We start from the raw sequence: 26,672 nt of genomic DNA on the forward strand, positions 1-26,672 counted from the left end.
CGATCTGCGCGGCAAAGCGAAAGGCAGAAAGGCTGAGAACCGGAATTTCTCTTTATCTTTCAGGTTATTACGGGGTTTCGACCGTTTCTCTACTTGCTGCTGAACAGCCTGCCCGCATCAACCTCGACGTGCTGCCTCGATGGTGGCGACGTCGATCTTCTTCATGTCCATCATCGCGTCGAAGGCGCGTTTGGCCTCCGCGCCGCCGGCCGCCATGGCATCCATCAGCACGCGCGGGGTGATCTGCCAGGAGACACCCCACTTGTCCTTGCACCAGCCGCAGGCGCTTTCCTCTCCGCCATTGCCGACGATGGCGTTCCAGTAACGGTCGGTTTCTTCCTGGTCTTCGGTCGATATCTGGAACGAGAAAGCCTCGGTCTGCTTGAAGACCGGGCCGCCATTGAGGCCGATGCACGACACGCCGGCAACAGTGAACTGCACCGTCAGCACATCGCCCTTCTTGCCGGAGGGATAGTCGCTCGGCGCGTGGTGAACCGCGGTCACGGCGCTGTCGGGAAAGGTCTCGGCGTAAAATCTGGCGGCGGCCTCGGCGTCCTTGTCGTACCAGATACAGATCGTGTTCTTTTTCATCTGCGTGCTCCTCCACGTTGGAACTGATTTTCGTATTGCCCCCGAAAGGGCAAGAAAATTCGCCAGTCACGGCCGGCCCCCCATCCGGCATAAAATGCCTGCGGGGGATGAATGTTCCGAAAAAGCCGAAGAGCCGCGGTCGGTCCCGGTCAGACGGCCGCTACAGCCAGCGCCTTACCCTGCGCCGATAGGCGTCATATTCCGGGCCAAGCTCTTTCGTCAGCACCCGTTCTTCAATAGTCACCTGCAGCGACACCGCGATGACAAGGGCGATGGCGACGGCAAGCTGCAGAACCGATGGAAACACCAGCACCAGCCCGGCAAACAGCACGATCTGGCCGACAAAGACCGGATTTCTGGAGAAGCCGAAAGGACCGCTATCCACGATCGTGCCGAGATGGCCCTCGGCCGCCCCGATGCGCCATGACCTGCCCATATGGTTCTGCGCATAAAGTGCGATCAGGCCGCCCGCCAGCACCATTACCATGCCGCCGATACGGATTGTCGCGCCGGGATTGCCGCGGCTCAGAAGCCAGACCGTCCCCTGCGGCTCCAGCCACAGGGTAACGAGAGGCAGAAGAGCGCCGAGCAGAAAGGCAAGGCGAAAGAGCGTGGCGGGCAGGGTTTGCCGCTCGCGGCCTTTTGCGAAAAGCCAGATCGGCTCTCCCGTCTTTCTTGCCAGCCGCGCCGTCAGAAACAGAAATCCGGCAATATAGGCCCACACGGCAAGCGCGGTCGCGGCATCAATCATGGTTCCTCCCGAAGATAATGACAGGCCGGATCGTCTCGACGAAGGACAGCCCTATCCGATTCGTCCGGCGCCTGAAGTATAAACAGCAATAATGCGTGATTGTTACGCTGCGTCTTCGCGCTTTATGCCGGCTGGATAAAACTGCGGAAAGAAATGCAATACGGTTTGACACTGGAACTCGTCTGTCGAACAAGTTTGCGAATGTCAACTTTGTCATTAAATATTGTTTAACGATGTAATCGTAATATTATTGAATGATTTTCAACAGAAATCATTTATATGTCATCGGAGAATTGCTCGTGAGTTTCATTGATCGTGGTGCCAATGCTTTTGCGGTTCTTGCCGCGCTTTCCAAGTCGCAAGCCATCATAGAATTTGACCTTTCGGGGAAAATTCTCACCGCCAACGAGAATTTCTGTCGCGCACTCGGTTATGAGCTTTCGGAAATCGTCGGCAGGCATCACAGCATGTTCGTTGAACCTGCTGTTGTGTCTTCGCAGGATTACAAGGCCTTCTGGGCAAAGCTTTCGGCCGGTCAGTTCGATCAGCAGCAATACAAGCGCATCGGCAAGGGCGGCAGGGAAGTCTGGATCGAGGCTTCCTATAATCCGGTATTTCGCCGTGGCAAGCCGGTAAAGGTCATCAAGATCGCCACCGATATCACCGGGCGCAAGCTGAAGGCGGCGGAAGATGCGGGCAAGATCGACGCCCTCTCGCGGGCGCAGGCCATCATTGAATTTTCTCCCGATGGCGAGGTCCTGACGGCCAACGAGAATTTTCTGGCGGCGCTGGGTTATTCGCTGGCGGAAGTGCAGGGCAGGCACCATTCGATGTTCTGCGAACCGGCCTATACGCAGTCCGTGCAATACAGGCAGTTCTGGGAAAGGCTCGCCGGCGGCGATCTCGTGGCAGATGAATTCATGCGTCTGGGCAAGGGCGGCCGCAAGGTCTTCATCCAGGCCTCCTACAATCCGATCTTCGATCTCAACGGCAGGGTGTTCAAGGTCGTCAAATTCGCGACAGATGTGACCGGCCGTGTCGAGAATGTCGAGAAGCTCGCGCAATGCCTCACCGATCTCGCCGAGGGTGATCTGTCGCAGAGCATCGACAAGCCATTCATCCCCTCGCTTGAGAGATTGCGGACGGATTTCAACGCGGCCTCGGAAAAGCTGAAGAGAGCGATGACGCTGGTCTCGGAAAATGCCGGCGCGATTTCCTCCGGCTCGAACGAGATACGCTCCGCTGCCGATGATCTCGCCAAACGCACGGAACAGCAGGCCTCCTCGATCGAGGAGACGGCCGCCGCGCTGGAGGAAATCACCACGGCCGTCAACGATTCCAGCCGCCGTGCGGAAGAGGCCGGCAAGATCGTCGCCCGGGCCCGCGACCATGCCGAACATTCGGGCCAGGTGGTGCGCGATGCGATTGGCGCCATGGACCAGATCGAAAAATCATCGCGGGAAATCTCCAACATCATCGGTGTGATCGACGAGATCGCCTTCCAGACCAACCTCCTGGCGCTGAATGCCGGCGTGGAAGCGGCGCGAGCCGGCGAGGCGGGCAAGGGCTTTGCCGTCGTGGCGCAGGAAGTACGCGAACTGGCGCAGCGTTCGGCAACGGCAGCGAAGGAAATCAAGAGCCTCATCAACGCCTCGGGGTCGCAGGTGGAAAACGGCGTCGGTCTGGTCACCAGAGCGGGATCGGCCCTGCAGGAAATCGCGGAGCAGGTGCGCGATATCAACACCAATGTCGTGGCGATCGTCGAAGCCGCGCGTGAGCAGTCCACGGCGCTTGCGGAAATCAATCAGGCGGTCAACACGGTCGATCAGGGCACGCAGCAGAATGCTGCGATGGTGGAGGAGCAGACCGCCGCCAGCCACAGCCTTGCCCGGGAAGCCACCGCCCTGTTCGAGCTTCTGGGGCAATTCAGGTTCGATGAGGCGCCGCGTTCGGCTTCGTCTTCGCGAAGCGTCCCGGAGGCGCGGCCGGCGCCGGTCCACCCGCGCCGTCCGGTATCCCGCCCCGTCGCGTCGCGTGGATCCGCCGCGCTGGCGGTCAATCATGACGAGTGGCAGGAATTCTAGAAGATTTCCTGTTAAAGCGGGTAAACCAGCGCTTCCAGCCAGTCCGGCAGCCGGGCTGGCTGGTTTTCTGTGACGAGGCCTACAATTGGTGCGGATGTCCGTTGATGGCGCCCGAAACCGAAACTTCCATTGAACAAGACCAAAGGTGCGGGCATATTTTCGCAATTGCCCGATAATCGGTGCTTCGCGTCAGGAATTTGCGGGGGTCGTTCGCTTGGCAGGGATATGGACAGGCCGTGTCGCTCTTGCCTTCTGCCTGCTGGCGACAGCCGGCGGCGGCGCTAGGGCCGGGGATCCGGCGGAGGCGAAGAACGCCTGTGCCTACAGTCATGCCATTGCGCCGGAACTGTGCATTCGGGCGGGCAGCTACAATAATGACCTGTGCCACGCGATCGAGGTTCTGGCCGCCCGCCATTCCGTTCCGCCGGATTATTTCGCCCGGCTCATCTGGCGCGAAAGCCTGTTTCGGGCCGATGCGGTCAGTCCGAAGGGTGCCGAAGGCATCGCCCAGTTCATGCCCGGAACGGCAAGGTTGCGTGGTCTCGAAGACAGCTTCAACATCATTGCCGCCCTTGAGGCATCGTCGCGTTATCTTTCCGAGTTGAATGCCCAGTTCGGCAATTTCGGCCTTGCCGCCGCAGCCTATAATGCCGGCGAGGCGGGCTTGCGGACGTTCATCGCCACCGGCCGCCTGCCAATGGAAACCCGCGATTACGTGTTTGCCATCACCGGATATCCCGTTGAAAACTGGAAGGACAATCCGCCGGAAAAGGCCGCCCCGGCGCTGGATGACAGCCGGTCCTTCATCGATGCCTGTCTGCGTCTGGCAGACACCCGCACCATGAACGATCCCGTCCTCATCTCCTCGGCCGACTGGGCACCCTGGGGGGTGCAGCTCGCCGCGCATTACAATCCGGCGGTGGCGAACCGGCTGTTTACCCGCGCGATCGGCGGGTTATCGGAGCCGCTCAATGCGGAGCGGGCCCTCATCATCAGGCAAAGAGGCGGGAATTTCGGTTCACGCCCGCGTTATGCCGCCCGCATCGGCCGCGAGACCCGCGCCGAAGCCAACCGGCTTTGCGGGGAGATCCGGCAGGCGGGCGTGCCGTGCACGGTGTTCCGCAACCGGTAGCGGAGGGCCAATGTCCGGCGTGGACCACCACCGCCCCGTGCAAGCCGATCATAACAAGTTGATCGGCATTTCGTCCGCCGCTTCTTTCGGCGCAAAACGATCATGCCTAGATTTGCGCTTTCGTGACGGTCGCAACGCCTGTGGCCGGCAATCTTTATGAGGGGATGACGTGGCATGAAATGGGTTGAAACTGGATGTCTGGCTGCCGTGCTTGGTATTGTTGCGGCGTGCACCAGCGCTGGGGAAACCGAGATTTCCCGCACTGTCGCCGGCTTCGTGGGCCAGCCCCGTGATGCCGCCATCGCAAGGCTAGGCCGCCCCAACAAGGTCATCATCGAAAACGGCGCGACCGAATCCTACTGGCTGAAGGTCGATGTGGAGACCTATGCCGGCCTCAGCAACCGGCGCGAATACAAGACGGTGAACGGCGAGACCCGCATGACGGAAACGGAGGGCATGAAAATCAAGGAGCATCGCCGCGATTGCATCATCAAGATCACCGCGGATACGGGCTCCATCATCAGGACGAGCGAGATCATCGGCAATCCCGCGAGCTGCGAAACTATTCTCAATCGTCCGGCTTCGTGAGCGACCTTATGTGCCTGTGGGACACGAGCCGCGCACCCGGCAGGCGCACGGCTCGAAAGATCGCGGAGATTGTCCTTAGAACCGATAGTTCAGCCCGACCTTGATTGCATGCAGGTTCAGCGAGTTGGAAGCGTTGCGGCCATTGGTAATTCCGGAAGTCCCGACATGATCGACATATTCGTAGATCGGCGATTCATAGGGCTCGCAGACTTCCGGCATGGAATCGCAAAGCCAGGCCATGTTCGGATCGCCCTTTAAGCCGGGATCGACCATCTCCGTGCCCGTCTGCTCACTGGTGCGATAATCCTTGCCGGTGCCAGCGCGGGCGTCCTTGAACTTGAACGATTTGGCGCGGAAATGGCTGTAGCTGTAATCCGCACGGATCGACCAATTGTCGTTCAGCGCATATTCCGCACCGAGGCCGATGGTGAAGCCGGCACGGGTTCCGGAAGCCTTTTCCACGAAGAATGCCGTCGTTTCGGAGCCGAGAGGATTGGTCGCGCTCGCGCCGTCTGAAATATACTGGTCGCGCCACTGGGTTTCTTTCGCCAGCGCCAGGCCGGCGGTAGAGTAAACGAGCAGCCTGTCATTCACGGCATAACCGAGCTTCGCCCGCAGACCGGCCGTCCAGTCGATATCGTAGCTGGTTGTTGCGTCCACATGGCCGCTCTTTGCCAGCACCGGATCGGTGGAACCGAACTTTTCAAGGCCACGAAGATAGGTCCTGGTGTAATCGGCCTCGACGCCGACGACAAAGCCGTTTTCCAGCTGCCGGTCATAACCGGCCTGCAGTCCGAACGCGCCGCCCCGCAGGTTGAAATCGGCCGATTCCCGTGCGGCCGCATCGTTGAATGTGCCATCCAGCGAGGTCGTATTTCCGGCAAAATTCAGGAAATCGCCGCCGGCATGGGCACCCACATGGAAGCCGGTCCAGTCGCGCACGAAGGATGCGTCCGTCGAGCTGCTGAAGGGGGAAAGGCCGGGCAGGGCCTCGCCGCCGCCGATCGTCGCGGTAAGGCTCGCATAGATCGTGCGGCCGGGACCGGGCTGCGTGACGAGGCCGAGCGGATCGACATAAAAACGGTCGAACAGGTTCTCCACCCGCAGGCTCGCGGTCATATTGTCGTTGATCTTGTATTCGGTAAACAGATCGACCAGCGTATAGGGCTCCCAGTCGACAAGTGCGATGAATTGCGACGCGCCCTGTGCGGTGACGTCGCCGTGGCCGATGGCGCGCGGGCCGACATAGGAGACGCGGCCGCCGACCGTCAGCCGGTCCTCGAGGAATTTCTGCGAAAGCGTCAGGTCGACCGTATATTCCGGCTGAACATGATTCGTCGCATAGTCGCCATAGAGAGACTTGCTGTCGCAGGTCTGGGTCGTGCGGCAATATTCGACATTCAGGAAGTAGTTGGCGGAAAGATCGGCCGAAAATCCGCCATTGGTGTAACGGCCGGAAAGTTCGAGACCGGAAAATTTGGCGCGCGGAATATTGCCGATATTCAGCGTCAGCTGCGGTTCGGTCACGACGGTGCGCGAGATGTAATTCTTCACATCCCAGTTGAAATAACCGAACTTGATCATGGCGGTATCATCATCGGAGAAGATGCCGTCGCGAATGATGTTGGTGCCGATTTCCCAGTTGCTGGAGCGTTCCGGCAGGACCCCGGCATTTGCGATGACGCTGTTAAAGGCCGAGACGGATTCAATGATGGATGGCGAGCGCAGCGTATTCGAATAATTGACGTAGAACTGGGTGTTGTCGAAGGGTTCCAGCGTCACTCCGGCAGATGGGCTGAACCCGCCGTCATCCACTTTCAGGCCAACCGGCTTGTCCCGCGCCTGATAACGCTCATAGGGATCAAATCGGTCTTCAACCCAATAATGGGAATATCGCAGGCCGCCATTAAGGGTAAGCCAGTCCACCGGCTTGTAAGCTGCCTTGGCAAAGGCTGCACCTTCATGGCGGATGGCGTCGCGCGGGGTCAGCCAGCCCTCCAGAACGGCGGTGTGGTTGCTGCCCTTGGTGTCTTCGGCGCGGTAGGAAAATCCGTAATTCAGGTCGAAATCGCCGTAATCCAGGCTGAACTGCGAGCGGTTGGTAATCTCCGCTCCCCACATATTGGTATCGGTGCCGACCCGGAAGCCTGATGGCAGGCCGATCTTCTCCGGCGTCAGGCCACGCCCGCCGCGCACGGGGTTGCGGACTTCGAGATGGTTGAAATAGAAATTCGACTTGAAGTCGATGAGGTCATTGTCTTCGGGGTTCCAGTTGTATCTGGCGGTAAATGTGTCGAGGCTGGTGCTGACGGTCTGTTCCTGCTGCTGCGCCTGTCCGGTATTCGAGGTCAGCCGCGAGGCAAGCCTGTCTCCGGCCTCGCTTCTGTATCCCATGTAACCGATCTGGAATGTCTGGTCGTCTGACAGACGCGCCGTGACCTTCGCCAGAAGCGATTGCGTTTCCAGCTCGGTATTGAGGATTTCCTCGCCGCCGCGATAATTGGCCAGACCTTCATTGATCATCGTGTTGGGCAGAGTGCCGCCCCAATATTTCGTGTCGCCGATGTTTTTCGGGAACGCGACAGAGCCATGGCTGCCGGCGTGATAATTGCCCTGACGGCGATGCGCATATCCGGCGACGACATCTATGTCCTCGCCCTTGTAAGCGCCGATGACGCTGCCGGAACCGGTCGTCGGCTTGAGGAAGGCGGGTCTGTCCATGCCATCGGCAGACGGGGTCGCGGTGCCTGCGCCAGACTGGTAGCTGTAGCCGCTCAATGCGCCTTCCGTCGGGCTTGATGAATTGGTGCCGAAGCCGCCCTTGACCTTCAGCCCCCATTTCTCGCCCGGCTTGACGATGTCGTCGGCGCCGACCGTTCGCATCGCCACCGATCCGGCATTACCGAAGGAAGCGGCATCGGCTCCCTTGGTAATGTCGACACCGGCGATGAAATCGGGATCGACATAGGTGCGGTTCGAGACGCCCTGATACCCCTGATAGACCGTCACGGAATTTTCAGCGCCGTCGACCGTCGTGGCGACGCGGCCCATTCCCTGCATGCCCCGAATGTTGACGTCGATGGCACCGGCGCCGTTTCGCGCTTCGCCGGACATCACGCCGGCCGTGCCGCGAAACATGTCGGCCGGGCTTGAGCCGCGGAAGCGCTCGATATCCTCGCCCGAAATGAAGGCGGTCGGGGCATCGTTGCCATAAGGTGCGTCCGGGCTGCCATATCGTCCGGTCTTGCCGGTGACGGTGATTGTTTCGAGAACGAGCGAGCCATCCGCAGAGGTTGCTTCCGGTGCCTGTGAGGCGTTGGAAACCGTTACGCGATCGGGCGCGGTGAAGCGGAAGCTGAGGCCAGTGCCGTCAAGCAGCTTGCCGAGCGCTTCCCGCGGCGGCAGGGAGCCGGCCGCGCCGGAGGTCTTGAGCCCTCTCGTCAAGGATGCGTCGTAGAAAATCTGGATGCCGCTTGCGGCGCCAAAGCGCGTCAGCGCCACATCGAGGGACCCGGCTGGAATGGAAAACTGGCGCAGTTCCTGCGCAACGGCCTGGGCATGGGCAACCAAGGATACGGAGCAGGCCAGTGATGCGCAGAATGCTGCAAGCCTCAAACGCCGTTCGCGACCACCGGATTTATGTCCCGTCGCCAATAAAGTCATCCCCGTATTCCCTTCCATTTCGCCGCCTTGCTGCGGCCTCTGATAGGGAAAACGACCGAGGTGCATGAACCCGAAAAGATTTGTGGAGTTTTTTTGTAATATTTTCGGATCGTCCGGAATCCAGCGTTGTTTCCGGTTCGAAAGGCTTCAGACGAGCAGCAGGATTCCGCCTGCGCCGACCGCATGAAGATGCAGGGTTTCTTCAAGATGGGCGATAATGTCCTGCGGCCGGTTGAGCTGAAAGACGCCCGAGACGTGAAGGGAGCGCAGGCTTTGACGGGTGATGATGATCCTGCCGCGCCGGTGGCGGTTCAGGCTCGCAACGATGTCTTCCAGCGGACGGTTGTTGAAGACCAGCATGCCTTCACGCCATGCCGATGCCGTCTCAAGGTCGATCGCGGATTTTTCCCCAAGGCCAGCGTCCGAATAGACGATTGCCTCTCCGGGAAGTAGCTGCGCATCGCCGAGACAGTGGACGCTGAGGGGGCCGGACAGGCATTCCACGGTTACGCCGCTGGCATTATGGGTGACGCTGAAGGCGCCGCCGGAGGCCTGCACGCGGCCATTGCCGGCTTTGACCACAAAAGGAATATTCGCCGCCTGCTGGACGGTGAAGACCGCAGCACCTGCGGTGAGATCGAACTGCCGTTCGCCACGCTCCAGCGACAGGGCGGAGCCGCCATCGAGAAAGGCGGTCGATCCATCCGGCAGGCTGACATTCTGCTGCTCGCCGACATCAGTTGAAAAATCCGCAAGCATTGCGCCAATGGAGGGCAGGTAACCGAGTTCCGGCAGCGCGACGGCAATACCGGCAAGGCCGGCGGCAAGGCTGCCGCCCACCAGAAAGGATCGTCTGGATGTGGCTTTGGCGCGGGTCTGCGCCTGCGCTTCCAGGGCGGGGCCAAGATCGCGCCAGAGCGCCGACGCCTCGACGAAGGCGCGTTCGTGATCGGCGCTGAGGCTGCGCCAGTGGCGGAGCGCCTCCGTATCCTCAACCGTGGCCGCGCCGGAGCGCAGCCTGACGATAAAGGTCGTGGCCTTTCTTCTGAGCGCATCGGATCCTTCGTTCAACACGCAACCCCTATCAAAAAACCGTCTGGATGCCGGAATTTCACATGAACCTCATTAGCTCTAACGATCACAAACGGTAAATCCGAAAATTATCTGCGCCGCTCATGTCCCATTTTCTCGATGCAGTAGTTGAGGGCGCGATTGATCTCCATTTCCACCGTGCGGGTGGAGACATGGAACTCTTCCGCGATCTCGGCATAGGGACGAAATTCCAGCCGCGCCGCGACCAGCATCTTTCTCTGTCGATCCGGCAGTTCACCGATGACCCGCATGAGCTGCCGGATCTGGTCACGGTCGATCACCTGCTGGTCCGGACCCGGGCGCTCGTCGCGAATGGAAAGGGCATCCTCGATCTGTTCGGTCGTGGCGCGGTGCCTGCGGCCCCGCCCGTGATCGATGGCCAGCGACCTGGCGATGCGCTTGAGATAAGGCACCGGCGCGGCGGATGCGTTCGAGCTGTTTCTCGCCAGCTTGATCCATGCCTCATGGGCAAGATCCTCGGCATCCTCGCGCGAGCCCGTCATCCGCGTCAGGTATCGCTTGATATCCGACTGGGTTTTCAGGAATGCCGAAAGGAATTTGTCGTCGCGCTGCGTCATGACCGACCTGGAGATTGGACTTCAGGCGATACCCCGTGGCAGATGCGAATTCAATACTTAACTTAAATAATCATGTTAAGGCGCATGATCGATGATGGCGGCAGCGTGATGATACCGATGCCCATGCGGGGCGACGGGTCGCCCCCGGCTTCGGAATGCGTCACAGCTGCATCTTGATCGTCAGCATATATTCGGTGCCCTTTGCCCGGTCGCGGGTGCGGGACACTTCCAGGGTGATCTTTTCCAGCTTGTGTTCGAGGCTTTCCTTGATCGTTCCGCCGGGCGTGTCCTCACGGCGCAACGAGGTGTCGCCATAACCAAGGCCGATTTTGCGCGTGATGGCATTTTCCGTATAGGTTCTTCCGAACATGGCAGAGGCCTGTCCGCTGCGGACGGTGGCTTCGAAACCACGGGTATCGATATCCCGGTAGGCCGAGCCGCTGATCGAATTGTCCGACTGGCTATAGCTGCCGCCCGCGCTTATTCTGGCAAGCCGGTGTCCGTCGTGCTCAAGCGAGACATTGCCGTCGGCCGAAGGTCCGAAAAGGCCGCCGTTCATGCTGTCCTTGTAGGTGAAGCGGAAGCGGCCGCTGCGGGCATCGACCTGATAATTGTAGGAGGCGTCGCCGCTGCGCACCTGAATGCCGGGGGCCGGTTCGCTGCCGAGGATCGGCGAAACCTTGTCGGCGAAATTAAAGAGGGGTTTGGTGACCTGTTCGAATTCCGTCTGCGACAGCTGCACGGTCTTGCCTTCCGCATCGAAACCGCCGACGGCGAGGCATGGGCGCTGATTGATGACGCTTTTGAGGGCAAACAGCGTGCAATTGTCGCTGGTCATGCCGGCAATGGCGGCGTGGACGGAGTTGCGCAGCGTATAGCTGCCGCAGCAGGAGAAGGCGTCGTTGTCCGCGCTCGCATCCCTCGTATAGCCGGTGAAAACGATGCCGCTCGCCCCGGTGGAGATATTTACATTGGCGAATTGCGGGCCGCTTTGCAGCGGAAACAGCTTCAACCGGCTCTGGTCAGCAAGCGTCTTCGGGTTGGAAAGCGATGGAATCGGCATTCTTCTTCTCTCCTGAAACACGGAACGGTATTTCCCTTCTATCATCGCAACGTGAAGGTGCAACCCGCAACCTGTGTGGGTCAGTTTCTGTGGATGAGAGCAACCGCTGTTGTTACCGTGAGCCTCTGCACATATGCTGGAGTACTTAAATCTCGATTTCCGGGCACGACGGACAGGCGCATAATGACCTCCCAGTTGGATTTTTTCGCTTCCGCGACAGCACGGCTTCCCCAGGGTGAACGCGGGCGAAAAGCGGCTGGTCGCGATACGGCAAAGACGAGTGTTGCGGATGACGAGACGCTTGCCGGGTATCTTGAATCCACCGGCAATTACCGTGTCTTACGCAGGCTCATGCCACGACCGGTCATCGAGCGGCCGCGGCCGGAGTTCCCGCGTCAGGGGATCATCCTCGATACCGAAACCACGGGCCTCAATCATCGGACCGACGAGATCATCGAGATCGGTGTCATCGCCTTCACATTCGACGATCACGGCGCGATCGGCGATGTTACCGGCGTTTATGGCGGCCTGCGGCAACCCGGTGTCGCCATCCCGGAAGAGATCACGCGCCTGACCGGGATTACCGACGAGATGGTCGCCGGACAGGCAATAGACATGGACCGGCTGAGCGCGCTTGTTGGCCGGGCGGATCTGATCATCGCCCATAATGCCGGCTTTGACCGCCCGTTCTGCGAGGCTTTTTCACCGATTTTCCGCGAAAAGGCATGGGCCTGTTCAGTGTCCGAGATCGACTGGCGGGCACGGGGTTTTGAGGGCAGCAAACTTGCCTATCTGATCGGGCAGTCCGGCTATTTTCACGACGGCCATCGCGCTGTCGATGATTGTTTCGCGCTTCTGGAGGTGCTGGGGCACGCGCGCCCGGGGCAGGGCGAAGCGCCCTTCGCGGAACTGCATCAGGCCAGCCAGCGCTCCCGGGCCCGCATTTATGCGGAAAACAGCCCCTTCGATATGAAGGATCACCTGAAAAAGCGCGGTTACCGCTGGTCGGATGGTTCCGATGGCCGGCCAAAAGCCTGGTGGGTGGAAATACCGGAGGAAAAGCTGGACGAGGAACTGCATTTCCTGCGGACCGAGATTTACCGCTGGGAGGCTGATCCCCCGGTCAAGCACCTTACGGCCTTTGACCGGTTCAGGGCCAGCTGATCTGCCCGTATCGGGCCGGTGACGACAACAGGTGCCGTCTTACGTCGACATGCGGTGACTAAATGGTCACGATAGCGGTGTCAGAGCATTTTTCAGGCTGACGCCCTGCTTCGGCTGCAGGTCGAGATCGGCCTCGATATGGTCGAGATGATGGAGCATGAGGTCTGAGGCGCTTTTCGCGTCGCCCTTTGCGACGAGCTCGAGAATGGCGAGGTGCTCGTTATGGCCGCAGCTCGAAACGCCCGAGCGGCCATAAAGGGCCACGACCAGTGAAGAGCGGGCGACCAGTTCGTCCATGAAACGCTGGAGGATGACATTGCCGGACAGCGCCGCCAGCATGAGATGGAAATCGCCCGAGGCCTTGATTTCCGCCCGGCGCGCGGCCGGCCCGCGCTCATTCATATATTGCGCTTCTTCGACCAGATGGTCCCGGAACCGCGCAATATCGGCAGGCGCGATGCGCCCTACCGCCGCTGCGATGATGCCCGGCTCGATCAGGCGGCGCGACGCGAAAATCTGACGCGCCTCTTCTGGCGAAGGTGTGGAAACGAAGGCGCCACGGTTGCGCTCGGTCTTCACCAGCCCCTCGAAGGCGAGGATTTGCAAAGCGGCGCGCGCCACCGTGCGGCTGACATTAAAGAGCGCACCAACCTCGGCTTCCGACAGTTTGGTTCCCGGCGCCAGCCGCCGGTCGATGATGGCATTGCGCAGGGATTCTCGGATCACAAGCGAACGATCTTCGATTGTGGCATCCACGGCGGCAGAGGTTGTTTCTAGCAAGGTCATGTCACGGATCCGGTGTCGCTTCTTCTAACCCGGCGACGCCCATTTTCCTAGGGCGATATTTCGCAATCGATTGTTTAGATCGCATACAATTTGGCCAATAAATCGAAAACAATCGATGTAAATTTGAGCAGCTGTTTGCTGCCTTTCGCAAGCGTTTCAAAAATACTCTTTTATATCAATGGCAAAGCCGATTGGCACGCCGCCTGCATGACAAAGTCGTCGCAGGAGAGTGTTCATGAGCAAAGCCGCAGCAATCGACATCGCTTCCGTTTCCAAGGTTTATGGCGCCACCACTGCCGTCCATGCCATAAGCCTCAAGATACCGGCGGGAAGCTATTGCTGCCTGCTTGGCCCTTCGGGTTGTGGCAAGACTTCAACGCTCCGAATGATTGCCGGCCACGAGAGCATTTCCAGCGGTGATATCAGGCTTGGCAATCTGGTGGTTACCGATCTGCCGCCCGCAAAACGCGGCACGGCGATGATGTTCCAGTCCTACGCCCTGTTTCCGCATCTCGATCTCATCGACAATGTCGCTTTCAGCCTCAAGATGAAGGGCGTGGACAAGGAAGCGCGCCGCGCCAAGGCGCTTGAGATGCTGCAACTGATGCAGCTTGAGCCCTATGCCAGCCGTCGTCCCGCCCAGCTTTCCGGCGGGCAGCAGCAGCGTGTGGCGCTGGCGCGCGCTTTGATCACCGATCCCGAAGCCCTTTTGCTGGATGAGCCGCTGTCGGCGCTCGATCCCTTTCTCAAGATCCGCATGCGCGCCGAGTTGAAGAAGCTGCAGACGTCGCTGGGCATCACCTTCGTTCACGTCACCCACAGCCAGCAAGAGGCCATGGCGCTGGCTGACGTCATCGTCGTCATGAATGACGGCCGCATCGAACAGGCGGCGACGCCGCGTGAGGTTTTCGAACGCCCGGCCACCGCTTTCGTTGCCCGTTTCATGGGTGACCACAATGTCATTTCCGGACGCTATCGGGAAAAATCGGGGGGCCTTGTTACGCTGGAAGTGGCGGGCGGTGGCACCTTCACCGCAAGTGGCGATGCCCCCGATGACGGTGCGGTCGATATTGCGGTGCGAACCGACCGTGTGCGGGTGGGCGAGGCGGATCAGCCGGGGCTCGGTTTCACCGGCATCGTCTCGAATGTCGAATATCGCGGCGCGAGCGTGAAGATCGCTGTGACCGGCGCGGGCATCGAGGATTTCAATGTCATCCTCAGCGACGCCGCCTTTTTTGAAAAGCCGGTCAAAACCGGTGACGCCATACCGCTTTCATGGAATGCGGCCGATGCCATCGTGCTCGGCCGGGTAGAGAAGTGACCCCAAAATAACCAGAGGAGAACTTTGCAATGACCGATAACTCCAAGAACATGAAGGGCCTGTCCCGTCGCGGCCTGCTAAAAGCCGGCGCGGCCGCCACGGGCGCGGCGATAGGTTCCGGCCTCATCACCGGTTTCCCGACCATCTGGGCGCAGAACCCGATCACCATCCGCCAGTTCGGCACCGGTGTTTCGAACCTCAACGCCATTGCCGAAAAGTGCAAGGCCGACCTCGGCATCACGCTGGAGATGACGGCGACGGATTCCGATGCCGCCGCCCAGCGTGCCGTGACCCAGCCGAATTCCTACGATATCGCCGACATCGAATACTGGATCCTGAAGAAGGTCTATCCGGCGGGCGTCATCCAGCCGATGGAAATCAAGAAGCTCAAATATTACGACAAGATCGTGCCGCTATTTAAAAACGGCAAGCTGGCGCCGGACAGCGTCGTGGCGCAGGGCACCGCCCCGCATACGGTCGGTTTCGTCGAAAAGCCCGGCGACAAGACATTTGCGAAGGGCGAGACCGATTATTTCACCATGGTTCCGACCATCTATAACGCCGATACGCTCGGCATCCGCCCCGATCTCGTCGGCCGCGACATCACCAGCTGGGCCGATATCATGGACCCCAAGTTCAAGGGCAAGACCTCGATCCTCAACATCCCGTCCATCGGCATCATGGATGCGGCGATGATCATGGAAGCCATGGGCAACATCAAATATGCCGACAAGGGCAACATGACCAAGGAGGAGATCGACAAGACCATCGACTTCCTCATCAAGGCCAAGAAAGACGGCCAGTTCCGTGCTTTCTGGAAGAGCTTCGACGAAAGCGTCAACCTCATGGCCTCGGGTGAAGTCATCATCCAGTCCATGTGGTCGCCCGCCGTTGCCGCCGTCCGCTCCAAGGGCATTGCCTGCAAATACCAGCCGCTGAAGGAAGGTTATCGCTCCTGGGGCGGTGGCCTTGGCCTTGCCAAGCACCTTTCCGGCGCCAAGCTCGATGCGGCCTACGAGTACATCAACTGGTACACCTCCGGCTGGGTCGGCGCCTACCTCAACCGGCAGGGCTATTATTCCGCCGCCATGGAAACGGCGAAGGAACATATGTCCGCCGACGAGTGGGGTTACTGGGTCGAAGGCAAGCCCGCGCAGGGCGATATCATCGCTCCGGATGGCAAGATCATGGAAAAGGCCGGCGCGGTGCGTGATGGCGGCTCCTTCGAGGAGCGCATGGGCAAGGTCGCGTGCTGGAACTCCGTCATGGACGAGGACCGCTACATGGTTCGCCGCTGGAACGAATTCATCGCGGCCTGATGCCTCACGGACAAAGCCGGCGGCCTTTGCCGCCGGTGCTTCAGCAAATCCAGCGAAAGGCATAACCATGGTGACGGTCAGACTCATCGGTGTCAGCGACAAAAAGGACAGGCCGCCCCGCAGCTTCGCGCTGCCGCAAAAGCTTGTATCCTATGTTCAGGCCACGCCGCTTTTCCTGATCCTCGGCTTTTTCTTGGCTCTGCCGATCGTCATGATCGCCATCGTCAGTTTCTGGGATTATGACTTCGCCCAGATGTATCCTGATTTCGTGACCTTCAACTATCTGGAAACGCTCGGTTCCTGGGTCACGTGGCAAACTTATGTCAATACCCTGAAATACGCCGCCATCGTCTGGGCGATCACGCTGTTCTGCGGTTTCTGGGTCGCGTATTTCCTGGCTTTCCATATTCGCACTACGACAATGCAGATGATCCTGTTTCTCGTCTGCACCGTGCCGTTCCTGACATCGAACATCATCCGCATGATTTCGTGGATACCGGTTCTGGGGCGCAACGGGCTGGTCAACGGCGCGCTGGTCAATGCCGGCATCGTGCCCGCGCCCGTCGAGTGGCTGCTCTACTCGGATTTCGCCGTGGTGCTGGCCATGGTGCATCTCTACACGCTGTTCATGGTGACGCCGATCTTCAACACGCTGATGCGTATCGATAAATCGCTGATCGAGGCGGCGCGCGACGCTGGCGCGACGGGCTGGCAGACGCTCTCAAACGTCATCATTCCGCTTGCCAAGCCCGGCATGGCCATCGGCAGCATTTTCGTGGTGACGCTGGTCATGGCCGATTTCTCCACCGTTCAGGTCATGTCCGGCGGGCAGAGCGCTTCCGTGGCGCTGATGATGAAGAACCAGATGTCGCTGCTGCAATATCCGGCAGCCGCCGCAAATGCGGTCATCCTGCTCGTCCTCGTTCTTCTGATGGTCGCGGGCATCCTGCGCATCGTCGATATTCGCAAGGAGTTGTGAGCCATGCATCAGGAAAAACGCGGCCGCGAATTCTACGTCCTCGCCTTCTTTTTTCTTCTCTTCGTGCTGTTCCTTTACGGGCCGCTGTCGGCGATCCTCATCCTTGCGTTTCAGGGGCCGAATGGCGGGCTGACCTTTCCGCTGAACGGCGTTTCGCTACATTGGTTCGGCAATCTTTTCGAACAGCAGGCGGTGGGTGATTTCGGCGGATCGTTCCGCCGCTCTTTCGGGCTCGGCCTGATGGTCATGGCGGTCACCGTCATCGTTTCGCTGCTGGCCGGCCTTGCCTTCCGGCGAAAATTCATCGGTGCGACGCCGCTATTTTATCTCTCGGTCGCCAGCCTCGTGGTGCCGTCGATTATCATATCGCTCGGCATTGGCGTTATTTTTCAGCAGCTTGGGTTTGAACCTTCATGGTATACATCAGCTTTCGGGGCGCACCTCACCTGGACATTGCCCTTCGGCGTGCTGATCATGCTGGCCGTTTTTAATCGCTTTTCACCTTCCTACGAGGAGGCGGCCCGCGATCTCGGCGCATCGTCCTGGCAGACCTTCGCCCATGTGGTGCTGCCGATGATCGCGCCAAGCCTCATCGGTGTCGGCCTTTTCGGTTTCACGCTCTCTTATGACGAGTTCGCCCGCACTTTGATGACGGCGGGCACCTACAACACCCTGCCGCTGGAAATCTACGGCATGACCACCAATGTCACGACGCCGGTGCTTTATGCGCTCGGGGCTGTGACGACCCTGTTTTCCTTCCTGGTGATCGCGGCCACGCTTGGCCTGATCGTTACCCTGAACCGCCGCCATTCCCGCGGCTGAAGAAGCTGAACATGCGCATCCTCATCATCAATCCCAATACGACGCAATCCATGACGGCAACCATTGCCGATGCCGCAACACGGGTGGCCAACGCCGATACGCAAATCCTCGCCGTCACCTCGTCCATGGGTCCCGTCTCCATCGAAGGATATTACGACGAGGTTTTCGCCGTGCCCGGCCTTCTGCTGGAACTTGCCAAGGCCCCGGCGCTTGGTGCAGATGCCGCTGTCATCGCCTGTTTCGACGATACCGGGCTCGATGCCGCCCGGGCGCTCGCCGATATTCCTGTCATCGGCCTCTGTGAGGCCGGGGTTTCGAGCGCCGCTTTCATCGCGCAGAAGTTCACCATCGTGACGACCATGGAACGGTCGCGCCTGCCGCTGGAGCATCTCGTCCATCGTTATGGCATGTCCGCCCGCTGCAATGTGCGGGCCGCCGATATTCCCGTTCTGTCACTGGAAGATCCCGCTTCGAATGCCGGTGAAAGGCTGCGCGAAGAAATCTCGATGGCGCTGAGGCAGGATCGCGCCGAGGCGATCGTGCTCGGCTGTGCCGGCATGGCGGACCTTGCCGCCGAGCTTGGCGACGAATTCGGCGTGCCCGTCATCGACGGCGTCGCGGCCGCCGTGAAACAGGCCGAGTCGCTGGTGAGGATGGGGCTTTCGACCGCCAAACGCGGCGCTTATGCCGCGCCACTCTCCAAGCCCTATCGTGGATTGCTGGAAGCGTTCCAGCCGGACAGGCTTGCCGGGGCATCCGCAAGCCCCTGATACCGTCAGGTCCTCAAAGCCTCCAGCCACAGGACGACAAATGCCAGCTGGCAGGCCAGATCACGCCGCACATCGTGAAGCGCGACCCCACTCGAAATTATCCTCGCTCCGTTTCTCCTGGGGATATCCAGCCGCTCGGCCCTGGCCAATATGCCCGTGGCGTGCGCGCGACTGACCCCATAGGCCCGCGCGGCCGCTTTGCGGGAAAACTCGACACTCGCCGCATCGACGTCGCTGGTTTTGACCGCAAACACCCGCCCACAGCCCCGATGAGGCCCCTTACCGCGATGCACGCTTGCTCCGGCCCATCCGCTGCCGGCTTCTCCGGCGGCACAGGTGAGCGGGGATGGATATCCCATTTCTCTGAATTGCTGCCTCTGAAATAAGCTGTTCCCGTCGCATCACAGCGCGCCGGAAAGTCAGAACGACCATCTGGCGTTCATGCAGCCAGCCCCTTCATATCCCTGTCGTAATAGTGTCTGATATCGAGATCGTTTTTCGAGGCATATGTGTTGACGAACAGCCGTTGCACGCTCAGGGAGTTTGTCGTGAAGCCGTCAACGCAGGCGATAGGGACTGAAGTGGAAAACCGCGGGAACGGCACGCCGGGCGAAGTCTTTGCCGCCTTCCTGAAGCTCGGCGTCAGCTCGTTCGGCGGTCCCATCGCCCATCTCGGTTATTTTCGCGATGAGCTTGTCGTGCGGCGCAAATGGATCGATGAGGCCGGTTACGCCGATCTCGTGGCGCTGTGCCAGTTTCTTCCCGGCCCGGCTTCCAGCCAGGTGGGGTTTGCGCTGGGGCTCCTGAGGGCGGGGCCGCTTGGCGCTCTGGCGGCCTGGACGGCTTTTACCCTGCCATCCGCCATTTTGCTTTTGCTGTTCGCCACCGTTGCCGCTTCGATCGAGGGGCCGGTCGGCACCGGACTGCTGCATGGCCTCAAGATCGTCGCCGTCGCTGTGGTGGCGCAGGCAGTCTGGGGCATGGCGAAAAGCCTTGCGCCGGATCGGCAGCGGGCCAGCATCGCACTTGCCGGCATTGTCTGCGTGGTTTTTCTGGCCGGAGCATTCGGACAAATCCTGGCGCTTGCCGTCGGTGCCATCGCCGGGCTTGTCTTCTGTCGCGACGGTGCGGCGCGGGAAGCTGCCCATCTTCAGTTCCGTGTGCCAAAAAGCCTCGGATATATCGCGCTCGCCGCCTTCATCCTGCTTCTCGGCCTGCTGCCGCTGCTTGCGGCGGTGGCGGGATCGCAGGGCCTCTCCTTGTTCGATGCGTTTTATCGTGCCGGCGCGCTGGTCTTCGGCGGCGGGCATGTGGTTCTGCCGCTGCTGCAATCCGAAGTCGTCGCCACCGGCTGGGTGACGGAGGATGCATTTATTGCCGGATATGGCGCGACACAGGCCGTTCCCGGCCCGCTATTCACATTCGCCGCCTATCTCGGCGCGGTGGTGGGGCCGCAGCCGAACGGCGTTTTCGGTGCGGCCATCGCCCTTGTCGCGATCTTCCTGCCGGGCATGTTGCTTCTCGTCGGCGCCCTTCCTTTCTGGGAAGGGTTTCGCCGGCATCTTCCGGCGCAGGCGGCCATGCGGGGTGCAAATGCCGCCGTCGTCGGCATTCTTGGCGCCGCACTTTATGACCCGGTGTGGACGAGCGCCATCTTCACGTCGAAGGATTTCACGCTGGCGCTTGCGGGTTTCATCCTGTTGACGGTGTGGAAGACGCCGCCATGGGTCGTTGTTGTGATCTGCGCTGCGGGCGGCGTTCTGCTGGCGCTGTTTTAAGCCATTTCAGGCAGAGTCCGCATGGGCAAAAATCCAGTCCGAGAAGGCCTGCATGGCGGATGTCTGCGGTTTTGATTGCAGCCGGGTCAGCCAGTAGCTTCCAAGCGATATGGTGACGGGGAAGGGCTGAATGATTGCCCCGGACGCCAGATGCCGCGAAAACATCGATGGCGGCGCCAGCGCCACGCCCAGCCCCTGCAGCGCGGCCTCCATCATGCCAAGCGAGGTGTCGAAAACGATCCCGGCATTCACCTGCGCTGCCGGGGTCACGCCGGCCGCCGCAAACCATGTGCTCCATTCATCGGACCGGTAGCTGCGCAAAAGCATCGCCTCGACAAGATCGGCGGGCGTTTTTAAAGTCTCCGCCAACTTGGGCGTGCAGAGGGGTGAAAGTGGCGCATCGAAAAGCCGGAAGGCATCGGTGCCGTGCCACGAGCCCTGACCGAAACGAATGGCGAAATCCAGCCCTTCGGCCGCCATGTCCACCCGGTTATTGTTGGTGGAAACCCTGATATCGATGAAGGGATGCTGCTTTTGAAACTCCTGCAATCGCGGCAGGAGCCAGCCGACGGCAAATGTGCCGACGACCCCCAGAAAAAGCAATTCGCGCACCTGTCCGGCCTCGATCCTGTCGAGCGTGGTCGCCATCTGGTCGAAGGAACTGGTGACGGTGGGCAGAAGCGCTTCACCCTCGGCGGTGATTTTCAGCCCGCGCGGAAGCCGTTGAAACAGTGAGACACCCAGCCGCTTTTCCAGCACCTTCACCTGCTGGCTCACCGCCGCCTGCGTGACGCAGAGTTCGATGGCCGCGCGCGTGAAGCTGAGGTGTCTTGCCGATGCCTCGAAGGCCCGAAGACCGTTCAGGGGAAGAAATTGCCGAACCATTTGAGACCTAGATTTTCTTGTATCTCTTCCGAGATATCATGGTTTGTTCGTGCAATGTAGGGCAGCTAAAGCTCTTTCGCTGGGGACGGCGCAAATGCCGGTCATCTACCTGAGGTTTTGGAGAATGCGAAAAATGAAACTCAATCACGGATATATCGCCCTTGCAGCACTGCTCTCGGCCGGCCTGTTCACACAGGCTTCTGCCGCCGATGAAGCGAAGCTGAAGGCGATAACGGATGCCGCGATAAAGCCGGTCATGCAGAAAAACGGCATTCCGGGCCTCGCCGTCGCCATCAGTGTCAATGGCGAAAATCACGTCTTCACCTATGGCGTCATGTCCAAAAGCACCGGCCAGCCCGTCACGCCACAGACCTTGTTCGAGCTCGGCTCGATCAGCAAGACATTCACGGTTGCTCTCAGCACCTATGCCGAGATGAACGGCCAGCTGTCGCTGTCCGGCAAGGTCGCGGATTATCTTCCGTCGATGAAAGGCAAGCCGTTCGGCGATGTCGCGCTGATGCATCTCGGCACCCACACCGCAGGCGGATTCCCGCTGCAGGTGCCGGACAATGTCAAGACGGAACAGCAGCTGCTGACCTATCTCAAGGCCTGGAAACCCTCATACAAGGCCGGAACCCACCGCACCTATGCCAATCCCAGTATCGGAATGCTGGGTTACGTCACCGCAAAGGCCATGGGCCAGAGCTTTGATGACGCCATGCAAGGCACGCTGCTGCCCGGGCTGGGGCTGACGAACACCTTCACCGTGGTGCCCAAGGCAAAGATGGCGGATTATGCCCAGGGCTATAAAAGAAATGGCGACCCGGCCCGCGTGACACCGGCCATCCTTTCTTCGGAGGCCTACGGCGTCAAATCATCGGCAAGCGACATGATCCGTTTCGTCAATGCCAATATGGGTCTTGAAACACTGGACGGAAAACTGCAGCAGGCGCTTCTCAACACCCATACGGGCTATTTCAGTGTCGGCGCGATGGTGCAGGACATGATCTGGGAACAATATGCCTATCCGGTTGCCCTGAAGACGCTAGTGGATATGAACTCCGGCGCCCTTTTAAAAACGGTTCCGGTCTCCGAAATCGCGCCGCCGATGAAGCCGCGTCAGGATGTCCTCATCAACAAGACGGGTTCCACCAATGGTTTCGGGGCCTATGTGGCCTTCATACCGAAGCAGAAACACGGCGTCGTCCTTCTGGCCAACAAAAACTATCCCAATGAGGATCGTGTCGCCCTGGCCTATGAGATTTTGACGGCGCTAGACAGGGCGGAATAATACCCGTTGGCCGGTCTGCTGTCCGCCACCCCGACGTGGGAGCTGAATTGCTCCCGCGTCAAGGTGGAGTACGCTTTCGTCGAAAACGCCTGCCGGCCCTGGGAACCATGCGTTAACCGACCCATCCGAAATTCCGGGTGTGGTAACTGCGGTGAAACGTGGCGTGTCGAAAATGACATCCGACAAATAATCGGAACATAAAATGACGACGCGCTTCACCCAACTCAGGCTTGCCGGACCTGCCGCAGTGCTTATCGCCATATTGCTGGCGGGGCTGGCGGCCATTCCCTATTACGGCGTTGCGCGTCTTGATGCTGAAATCCGCCAGCGACAGGAAACGCTGGTCGGCCGCAACATCTCGATATGGATATCGGATGTGGAATTTGCGCTGACCGCGTGGACGATCTGGGATGAATCCATCGCCAAGATCGACAATTCATTCGATCTGGAATGGACCGACCGGAACATCGGACGGTCGCTCATCGGCACTTCGCGCACGCGTTTCGTCAGCATTCTCAACGGCGACGGCGATCTGATCTATTCGAAGACGGATGACGAGGTACTGCAACGCCCGTTTTTTGCCCGGAGGGCAGAGGTGATTGCGCAGGACGCTCGCTCACTTGTGGATGCCGTTCGCGAAAGGGAAGGTGGCGAAAGGCCCGAGGGTATTCCGCAGCCGATCGCCTTCAGCAAGATTGAGGTAATCGGTGACGACGCCGTCCTTCTGACGGCAAGCCTTTTTCAGCCCGATTTCAGGACGGCAATGCCTCGCGGTGAACGCGCGCCGGTACTGGTGTCCGCAATCCCCATTGCCGGCAGCCTGCAGGAATTCCTCGGAAACCGCTTCCTTCTGGACGATGCTTCCGTTGGGCCGGCCGGCAGCGTTCCGGCGGATCGTGCAAGGGTGGAAATCGCCATGGGGCCAAACGGTCAGGCGCAGGCGCTGTCCTGGCAGCCGCTGACCCCGGCGCGGGATCTGCTCCGTCAGTCCCTGCCGCTTGCCGTCACGGTTCTTGTCGTGCTCATAGCCGGTGGCATCTTCGCGGTGCGGATTTCCCGCCGCGCGGTTCATTCGCTTGTCGAGGCGGAAAAACAGATGCGGCACGCTGCCACCCATGATTTCCTCACCGGGCTGGCCAACAGGTCGCTCGTCGCATCCGAATTCTCAAGGTTGTCGCAGCAGGGAAGCCTGACTGTCGCCTGTCTTGATCTCGACGGTTTCAAGGCCATCAATGACAGCCACGGGCACGCCGCCGGGGATGCCTTGCTCAAGGCGGTCGCCACCCGCCTTCGCGCTGCCTGTCAGGAGCGCGACGTGGTGTTCCGCTTGGGCGGTGACGAGTTTGCCGTGCTGATGCCCGCCGTTTCCCTTGCCGAAGCCGAGATGCGCTGCCGGCAGCTGTGCCTGCTTCTCTCCGAGCCCTATGTTGTCGATGACAGCATGATGATCATCGGTGCGTCCTTCGGATTGAGCAGCGTCATCGGGGCGGAAACGTCCTGCGACGAGGCCTTCCGCTGCGCTGACGAAGCGCTTTACCGCGCCAAGGGTGAAGGGCGCGGCAAGGTGATGACATCGATCTGTGAGATTGAACCCGTTCGCCGGTTTGGCTGAACTGAGGGGTGGGTAACCCCTCGATGCCCGATGACAGCAGCCAGCAATCGCGCTACCGAAGACAGGATGCGCCGCCACCGATTCGGCCCGGAACGACGGTCGCATATCACATAAAGACAAATCTTTTATGCGGCTGCGATCTGCAACGGGGACGTTCGCCAAATCGCGCCGGCCGCTTTCTGGGGGACAGACGACGATGAGCGATACAGGTGGCTATTTTCCGCGCTGGCGACTGAAAACCGAAGGGCGCATCATGCCGGATGAGCGGTTGCCCGCCGGGCAGACCGCGGTTCTCGGTTTGCAGCATGTTGTCGCCATGTTCGGCTCCACGGTGCTTGCGCCACTGATCATGGGGTTCGATCCGAACGTCTCCATCCTGTTTTCGGGCATCTCGACGCTGATCTTCTTCATCGCCGTCGGTGGCCGCGTGCCGAGCTATCTCGGTTCGTCTTTTGCCTTCATCGGTCCCGTGCTGGTGGCAACCGGTGCCGCTGCCGGTGCGGCGAGCCCGAATATCGCGCTTGCCCTTGGCGGCATCATTGCCGCGGGCGTGCTTTATGCCCTGATCGGCGTCATCGTCATGATTGCCGGCCATAACTGGATTGAACGGCTGATGCCGCCGGTTCTGACCGGTGCCATCGTTGCGGCGATCGGTCTGGTGCTTGCGCCGATTGCCATTGCCAGCGCCTCCGGCACCGGCCCCGGTAATCCCGATGGCGACCAGCTGTCGCGCTGGATTGCGATTTTGACAGTCACATCCGTCGGTGCAATCGCGGTCTATGCGCCCGGCATGGCGCGACGCCTGCCCATCCTTCTCGGTGGCGCCATTGCCTACATCGCCTATCTGGTGCTGGCCAACGGCCTCGGTCTCGGCAAGCCCGTCGATTTTTCAGGCGTTGCGGCCGCATCCTGGTTTGGACTGCCGACATTTACCACGCCGGTATTTTCCGCCTCGGCAATCGCGCTGATCGCGCCTGTCGTCGTCATTCTGGTGGCGGAAAATCTCGGACATATCAAGGCGATCGGCGCAATGACCGGCCGCAACCTCGATCCTTATCTCGGCCGCGCCTTCATCGGTGATGGCATCGCCACCATCTTTTCCGGCGCTTTTGGCGGAACCGGGATGACGACCTATGCCGAAAACATGGGCGTCATGGCGATTACCCGCATTTTCTCGACGCTGGTTTTCATCGTTGCGGCGCTGGTTGCCATCATTCTCGGTTTCTCGCCGAAATTCGGTGCGCTGATCCAGACGATACCGGGACCCGTCATCGGCGGCCTGTCCGTCGTGGTGTTCGGTCTGATCGCTGCGACCGCCGGGCGCATCTGGGTTGAGAACAAGGTCGATTTTTCCGAGCCGCGCAATCTCATCACCGTGGGCATCGCGCTGGTGCTGGGTGCCGGCAACTTCAAGCTCAATGTCGGCGGTTTCACGCTGGATGGTATCGGCACGGCGACGATCGGCGCCATTGTCTTTTACCATCTGCTCAGCCTTGGCGCCTCGGCCCAGGGGAAATCCCGCTAAAGACTGAGGCCCGGAAGAACCGCACGAATGTGATCGCCAAGCGCCCTGGCCGCCGATGATGTCTGGGGATCGGAAAATGCGATGGCTATTCCGATCGTCGGCAGCGGCGGCAGGCCATCCCTGACGATATGAAGGTCGGGCGGAACGGCTGTTTTCGTCAGCACGCTGATGGCGTGGCCGGAGCGGGCGATGGCGATGAGACCGGCAAGGCTGGTGCTGGCAAAGGCGACCCGGTAGCGGCGATTGGCGCTTTCCATGGCATCGCAGGCCGCGCGGTGATCCAGCGTCGCCGGTGCCGAGAGCGCCAGCGGCAGCACGTCCTTGGCCAGCAGGTCGGGTTCCGGCCTGTCCGCCACCCAGACGAAACTCTCCCTGCGCAGAACCTCGGGATGATCAGGATCGGCCTGTGAGACCAGCGCCATGTCGATCTGGCGGCGGCGCAGCAGCGGATGCAGCTCTATGGTTGGCGCGCAGACCATCCGCAGGTCAACTTTCGGGTAGGTTGCGCAGAAGCCCCGCAGCAGTTCCGGCAGGAAGGCGATGGAATAATCCTCCGGACATCCAAGGCTGACGGTTCCCTGAAGGATCGCCTCGCTCATATCCGCAAGGATTTCATCGTGCCGGGCAAGCAGCGCATTGGCATGCGCAAGCAGCTTTTCTCCCGCCGCAGTCACCCGCACCCCCGAACCCGTTCGTTGCAGCAGGCTGTGGCCCACCTGTTCTTCAAGCCGCTGCATCTGCGTGCTGAGCGCCGATTGCGTGCGCCCGACCTGCATGGCGGCGACGCTGATGGAGCCGGCGCGGGCGACGATGACGAAGTTCTTGAGAAGCGTAAGGTCGAGCATGGAGATATCAAAATTATCGATATCTGCTTCAGA

The 26,672-nt window shown here is 60.2% G+C and carries 22 protein-coding genes; 13 read left to right on the plus strand and 9 right to left on the minus strand.

The window, feature by feature from the left end:
* Positions 1 to 117: 117 nt before the first annotated feature.
* Together JZX88_RS24180 and JZX88_RS24185 are read right to left on the minus strand one after the other, a co-directional pair.
* Positions 118 to 591 carry a VOC family protein gene (locus JZX88_RS24180; RefSeq protein WP_065116496.1) on the minus strand — a complete coding sequence of 158 codons (474 nt, stop codon included), beginning with the start codon at positions 589 to 591 and terminating at the stop codon, positions 118 to 120.
* A 160-nt stretch (positions 592 to 751) separates the two neighbouring features.
* Positions 752 to 1,342 (minus strand): isoprenylcysteine carboxylmethyltransferase family protein, encoded by a 591-nt coding sequence (locus JZX88_RS24185; RefSeq protein WP_206914984.1) that lies wholly within the window; start codon positions 1,340 to 1,342, stop codon positions 752 to 754.
* 299 nt (positions 1,343 to 1,641) lie between these two features.
* Between JZX88_RS24185 and JZX88_RS24190 the strand changes: the two genes are divergently transcribed.
* The 3 genes from JZX88_RS24190 to JZX88_RS24200 all read left to right on the plus strand — a co-directional run bounded on the left by JZX88_RS24190 (position 1,642) and on the right by JZX88_RS24200 (position 5,146).
* Entirely contained in the window at positions 1,642 to 3,426 is a 1,785-nt protein-coding gene (locus JZX88_RS24190; protein WP_206914985.1) for a methyl-accepting chemotaxis protein, read from the plus strand.
* Between the two features lie 214 nt (positions 3,427 to 3,640).
* The gene (locus JZX88_RS24195) at positions 3,641 to 4,558 is read left to right on the plus strand and encodes a lytic transglycosylase domain-containing protein (protein WP_206914986.1); all 918 of its coding nucleotides are present in this window, start codon (positions 3,641 to 3,643) and stop codon (positions 4,556 to 4,558) included.
* 174 nt (positions 4,559 to 4,732) lie between these two features.
* Complete coding sequence (locus JZX88_RS24200; RefSeq protein WP_142859478.1) at positions 4,733 to 5,146, plus strand: hypothetical protein; 414 nt, start codon at positions 4,733 to 4,735, stop codon at positions 5,144 to 5,146.
* 75 nt (positions 5,147 to 5,221) lie between these two features.
* Here the strand turns inward: JZX88_RS24200 and JZX88_RS24205 are convergent, their stop codons facing one another.
* The 4 genes from JZX88_RS24205 to JZX88_RS24220 all read right to left on the minus strand — a co-directional run bounded on the left by JZX88_RS24205 (position 5,222) and on the right by JZX88_RS24220 (position 11,542).
* Entirely contained in the window at positions 5,222 to 8,800 is a 3,579-nt protein-coding gene (locus JZX88_RS24205) for a TonB-dependent receptor domain-containing protein (protein WP_246753544.1), read from the minus strand.
* 156 nt (positions 8,801 to 8,956) lie between these two features.
* The gene (locus JZX88_RS24210; protein WP_206914987.1) at positions 8,957 to 9,883 is read right to left on the minus strand and encodes a FecR domain-containing protein; all 927 of its coding nucleotides are present in this window, start codon (positions 9,881 to 9,883) and stop codon (positions 8,957 to 8,959) included.
* An 86-nt stretch (positions 9,884 to 9,969) separates the two neighbouring features.
* Positions 9,970 to 10,479 (minus strand): RNA polymerase sigma factor, encoded by a 510-nt coding sequence (locus JZX88_RS24215; RefSeq protein WP_065116490.1) that lies wholly within the window; start codon positions 10,477 to 10,479, stop codon positions 9,970 to 9,972.
* A 160-nt stretch (positions 10,480 to 10,639) separates the two neighbouring features.
* The gene (locus JZX88_RS24220) at positions 10,640 to 11,542 is read right to left on the minus strand and encodes a hypothetical protein (RefSeq protein WP_206914988.1); all 903 of its coding nucleotides are present in this window, start codon (positions 11,540 to 11,542) and stop codon (positions 10,640 to 10,642) included.
* A gap of 183 nt (positions 11,543 to 11,725) precedes the next feature.
* Here JZX88_RS24220 and JZX88_RS24225 point away from each other — a divergent pair, with 183 nt between their 5' ends.
* Positions 11,726 to 12,706 (plus strand): 3'-5' exonuclease, encoded by a 981-nt coding sequence (locus JZX88_RS24225; RefSeq protein WP_206914989.1) that lies wholly within the window; start codon positions 11,726 to 11,728, stop codon positions 12,704 to 12,706.
* A gap of 66 nt (positions 12,707 to 12,772) precedes the next feature.
* On the opposite strand, the gene JZX88_RS24230 is transcribed toward JZX88_RS24225, so the two are convergent.
* Positions 12,773 to 13,492, minus strand: a complete 720-nt coding sequence (locus tag JZX88_RS24230) for a GntR family transcriptional regulator (protein ID WP_206914990.1) — start codon at positions 13,490 to 13,492, stop codon at positions 12,773 to 12,775.
* Between the two features lie 235 nt (positions 13,493 to 13,727).
* On the opposite strand from JZX88_RS24230, the gene JZX88_RS24235 reads away from it, so the two are divergent.
* From JZX88_RS24235 to chrA, 6 genes are all read left to right on the plus strand, one after another.
* A complete protein-coding gene (locus JZX88_RS24235) occupies positions 13,728 to 14,813 on the plus strand; it encodes an ABC transporter ATP-binding protein (RefSeq protein WP_206914991.1) in 1,086 nt (361 codons plus the stop codon).
* Positions 14,814 to 14,842: 29 nt separating this feature from the next.
* On the plus strand, positions 14,843 to 16,132 hold the full coding sequence (locus JZX88_RS24240; protein WP_206914992.1) for a PotD/PotF family extracellular solute-binding protein: 1,290 nt from the start codon (positions 14,843 to 14,845) through the stop codon (positions 16,130 to 16,132).
* Positions 16,133 to 16,199: 67 nt separating this feature from the next.
* A complete protein-coding gene (locus JZX88_RS24245; protein ID WP_142859490.1) occupies positions 16,200 to 17,111 on the plus strand; it encodes an ABC transporter permease in 912 nt (303 codons plus the stop codon).
* A gap of 3 nt (positions 17,112 to 17,114) precedes the next feature.
* Positions 17,115 to 17,933: an ABC transporter permease gene (locus JZX88_RS24250; RefSeq protein ID WP_206914993.1), complete on the plus strand. Its 819-nt coding sequence runs from the start codon at positions 17,115 to 17,117 to the stop codon at positions 17,931 to 17,933.
* An 11-nt stretch (positions 17,934 to 17,944) separates the two neighbouring features.
* Positions 17,945 to 18,703, plus strand: a complete 759-nt coding sequence (locus JZX88_RS24255) for an aspartate/glutamate racemase family protein (RefSeq protein ID WP_110760080.1) — start codon at positions 17,945 to 17,947, stop codon at positions 18,701 to 18,703.
* Positions 18,704 to 19,251: 548 nt separating this feature from the next.
* Positions 19,252 to 20,481: a chromate efflux transporter gene (chrA, locus tag JZX88_RS24260; protein ID WP_371741253.1), complete on the plus strand. Its 1,230-nt coding sequence runs from the start codon at positions 19,252 to 19,254 to the stop codon at positions 20,479 to 20,481.
* A 6-nt stretch (positions 20,482 to 20,487) separates the two neighbouring features.
* Here chrA and JZX88_RS24265 read toward each other — a convergent pair whose 3' ends face one another.
* Positions 20,488 to 21,366 carry a LysR substrate-binding domain-containing protein gene (locus JZX88_RS24265; protein WP_174029591.1) on the minus strand — a complete coding sequence of 293 codons (879 nt, stop codon included), beginning with the start codon at positions 21,364 to 21,366 and terminating at the stop codon, positions 20,488 to 20,490.
* A 133-nt stretch (positions 21,367 to 21,499) separates the two neighbouring features.
* Between JZX88_RS24265 and ampC the strand changes: the two genes are divergently transcribed.
* The 3 genes from ampC (at position 21,500) to JZX88_RS24280 (ending at position 25,794) form a co-directional block, all read left to right on the plus strand.
* Positions 21,500 to 22,657, plus strand: coding sequence for a class C beta-lactamase (ampC, locus tag JZX88_RS24270; protein ID WP_206914994.1), 1,158 nt, complete (start codon positions 21,500 to 21,502; stop codon positions 22,655 to 22,657).
* A gap of 202 nt (positions 22,658 to 22,859) precedes the next feature.
* Positions 22,860 to 24,269: a diguanylate cyclase domain-containing protein gene (locus JZX88_RS24275; RefSeq protein ID WP_206914995.1), complete on the plus strand. Its 1,410-nt coding sequence runs from the start codon at positions 22,860 to 22,862 to the stop codon at positions 24,267 to 24,269.
* A gap of 196 nt (positions 24,270 to 24,465) precedes the next feature.
* Entirely contained in the window at positions 24,466 to 25,794 is a 1,329-nt protein-coding gene (locus JZX88_RS24280) for a solute carrier family 23 protein (RefSeq protein ID WP_206914996.1), read from the plus strand.
* On the opposite strand, the gene JZX88_RS24285 is transcribed toward JZX88_RS24280, so the two are convergent.
* Entirely contained in the window at positions 25,791 to 26,639 is an 849-nt protein-coding gene (locus JZX88_RS24285; RefSeq protein WP_206914997.1) for a LysR family transcriptional regulator, read from the minus strand. The genes JZX88_RS24280 and JZX88_RS24285 overlap by 4 nt on opposite strands.
* Positions 26,640 to 26,672: the final 33 nt, after the last annotated feature.

Source organism: Agrobacterium sp. OT33, from assembly GCF_017313365.1.
GTDB classification, from domain to species: Bacteria; Pseudomonadota; Alphaproteobacteria; order Rhizobiales; family Rhizobiaceae; genus Agrobacterium; species Agrobacterium rhizogenes_A.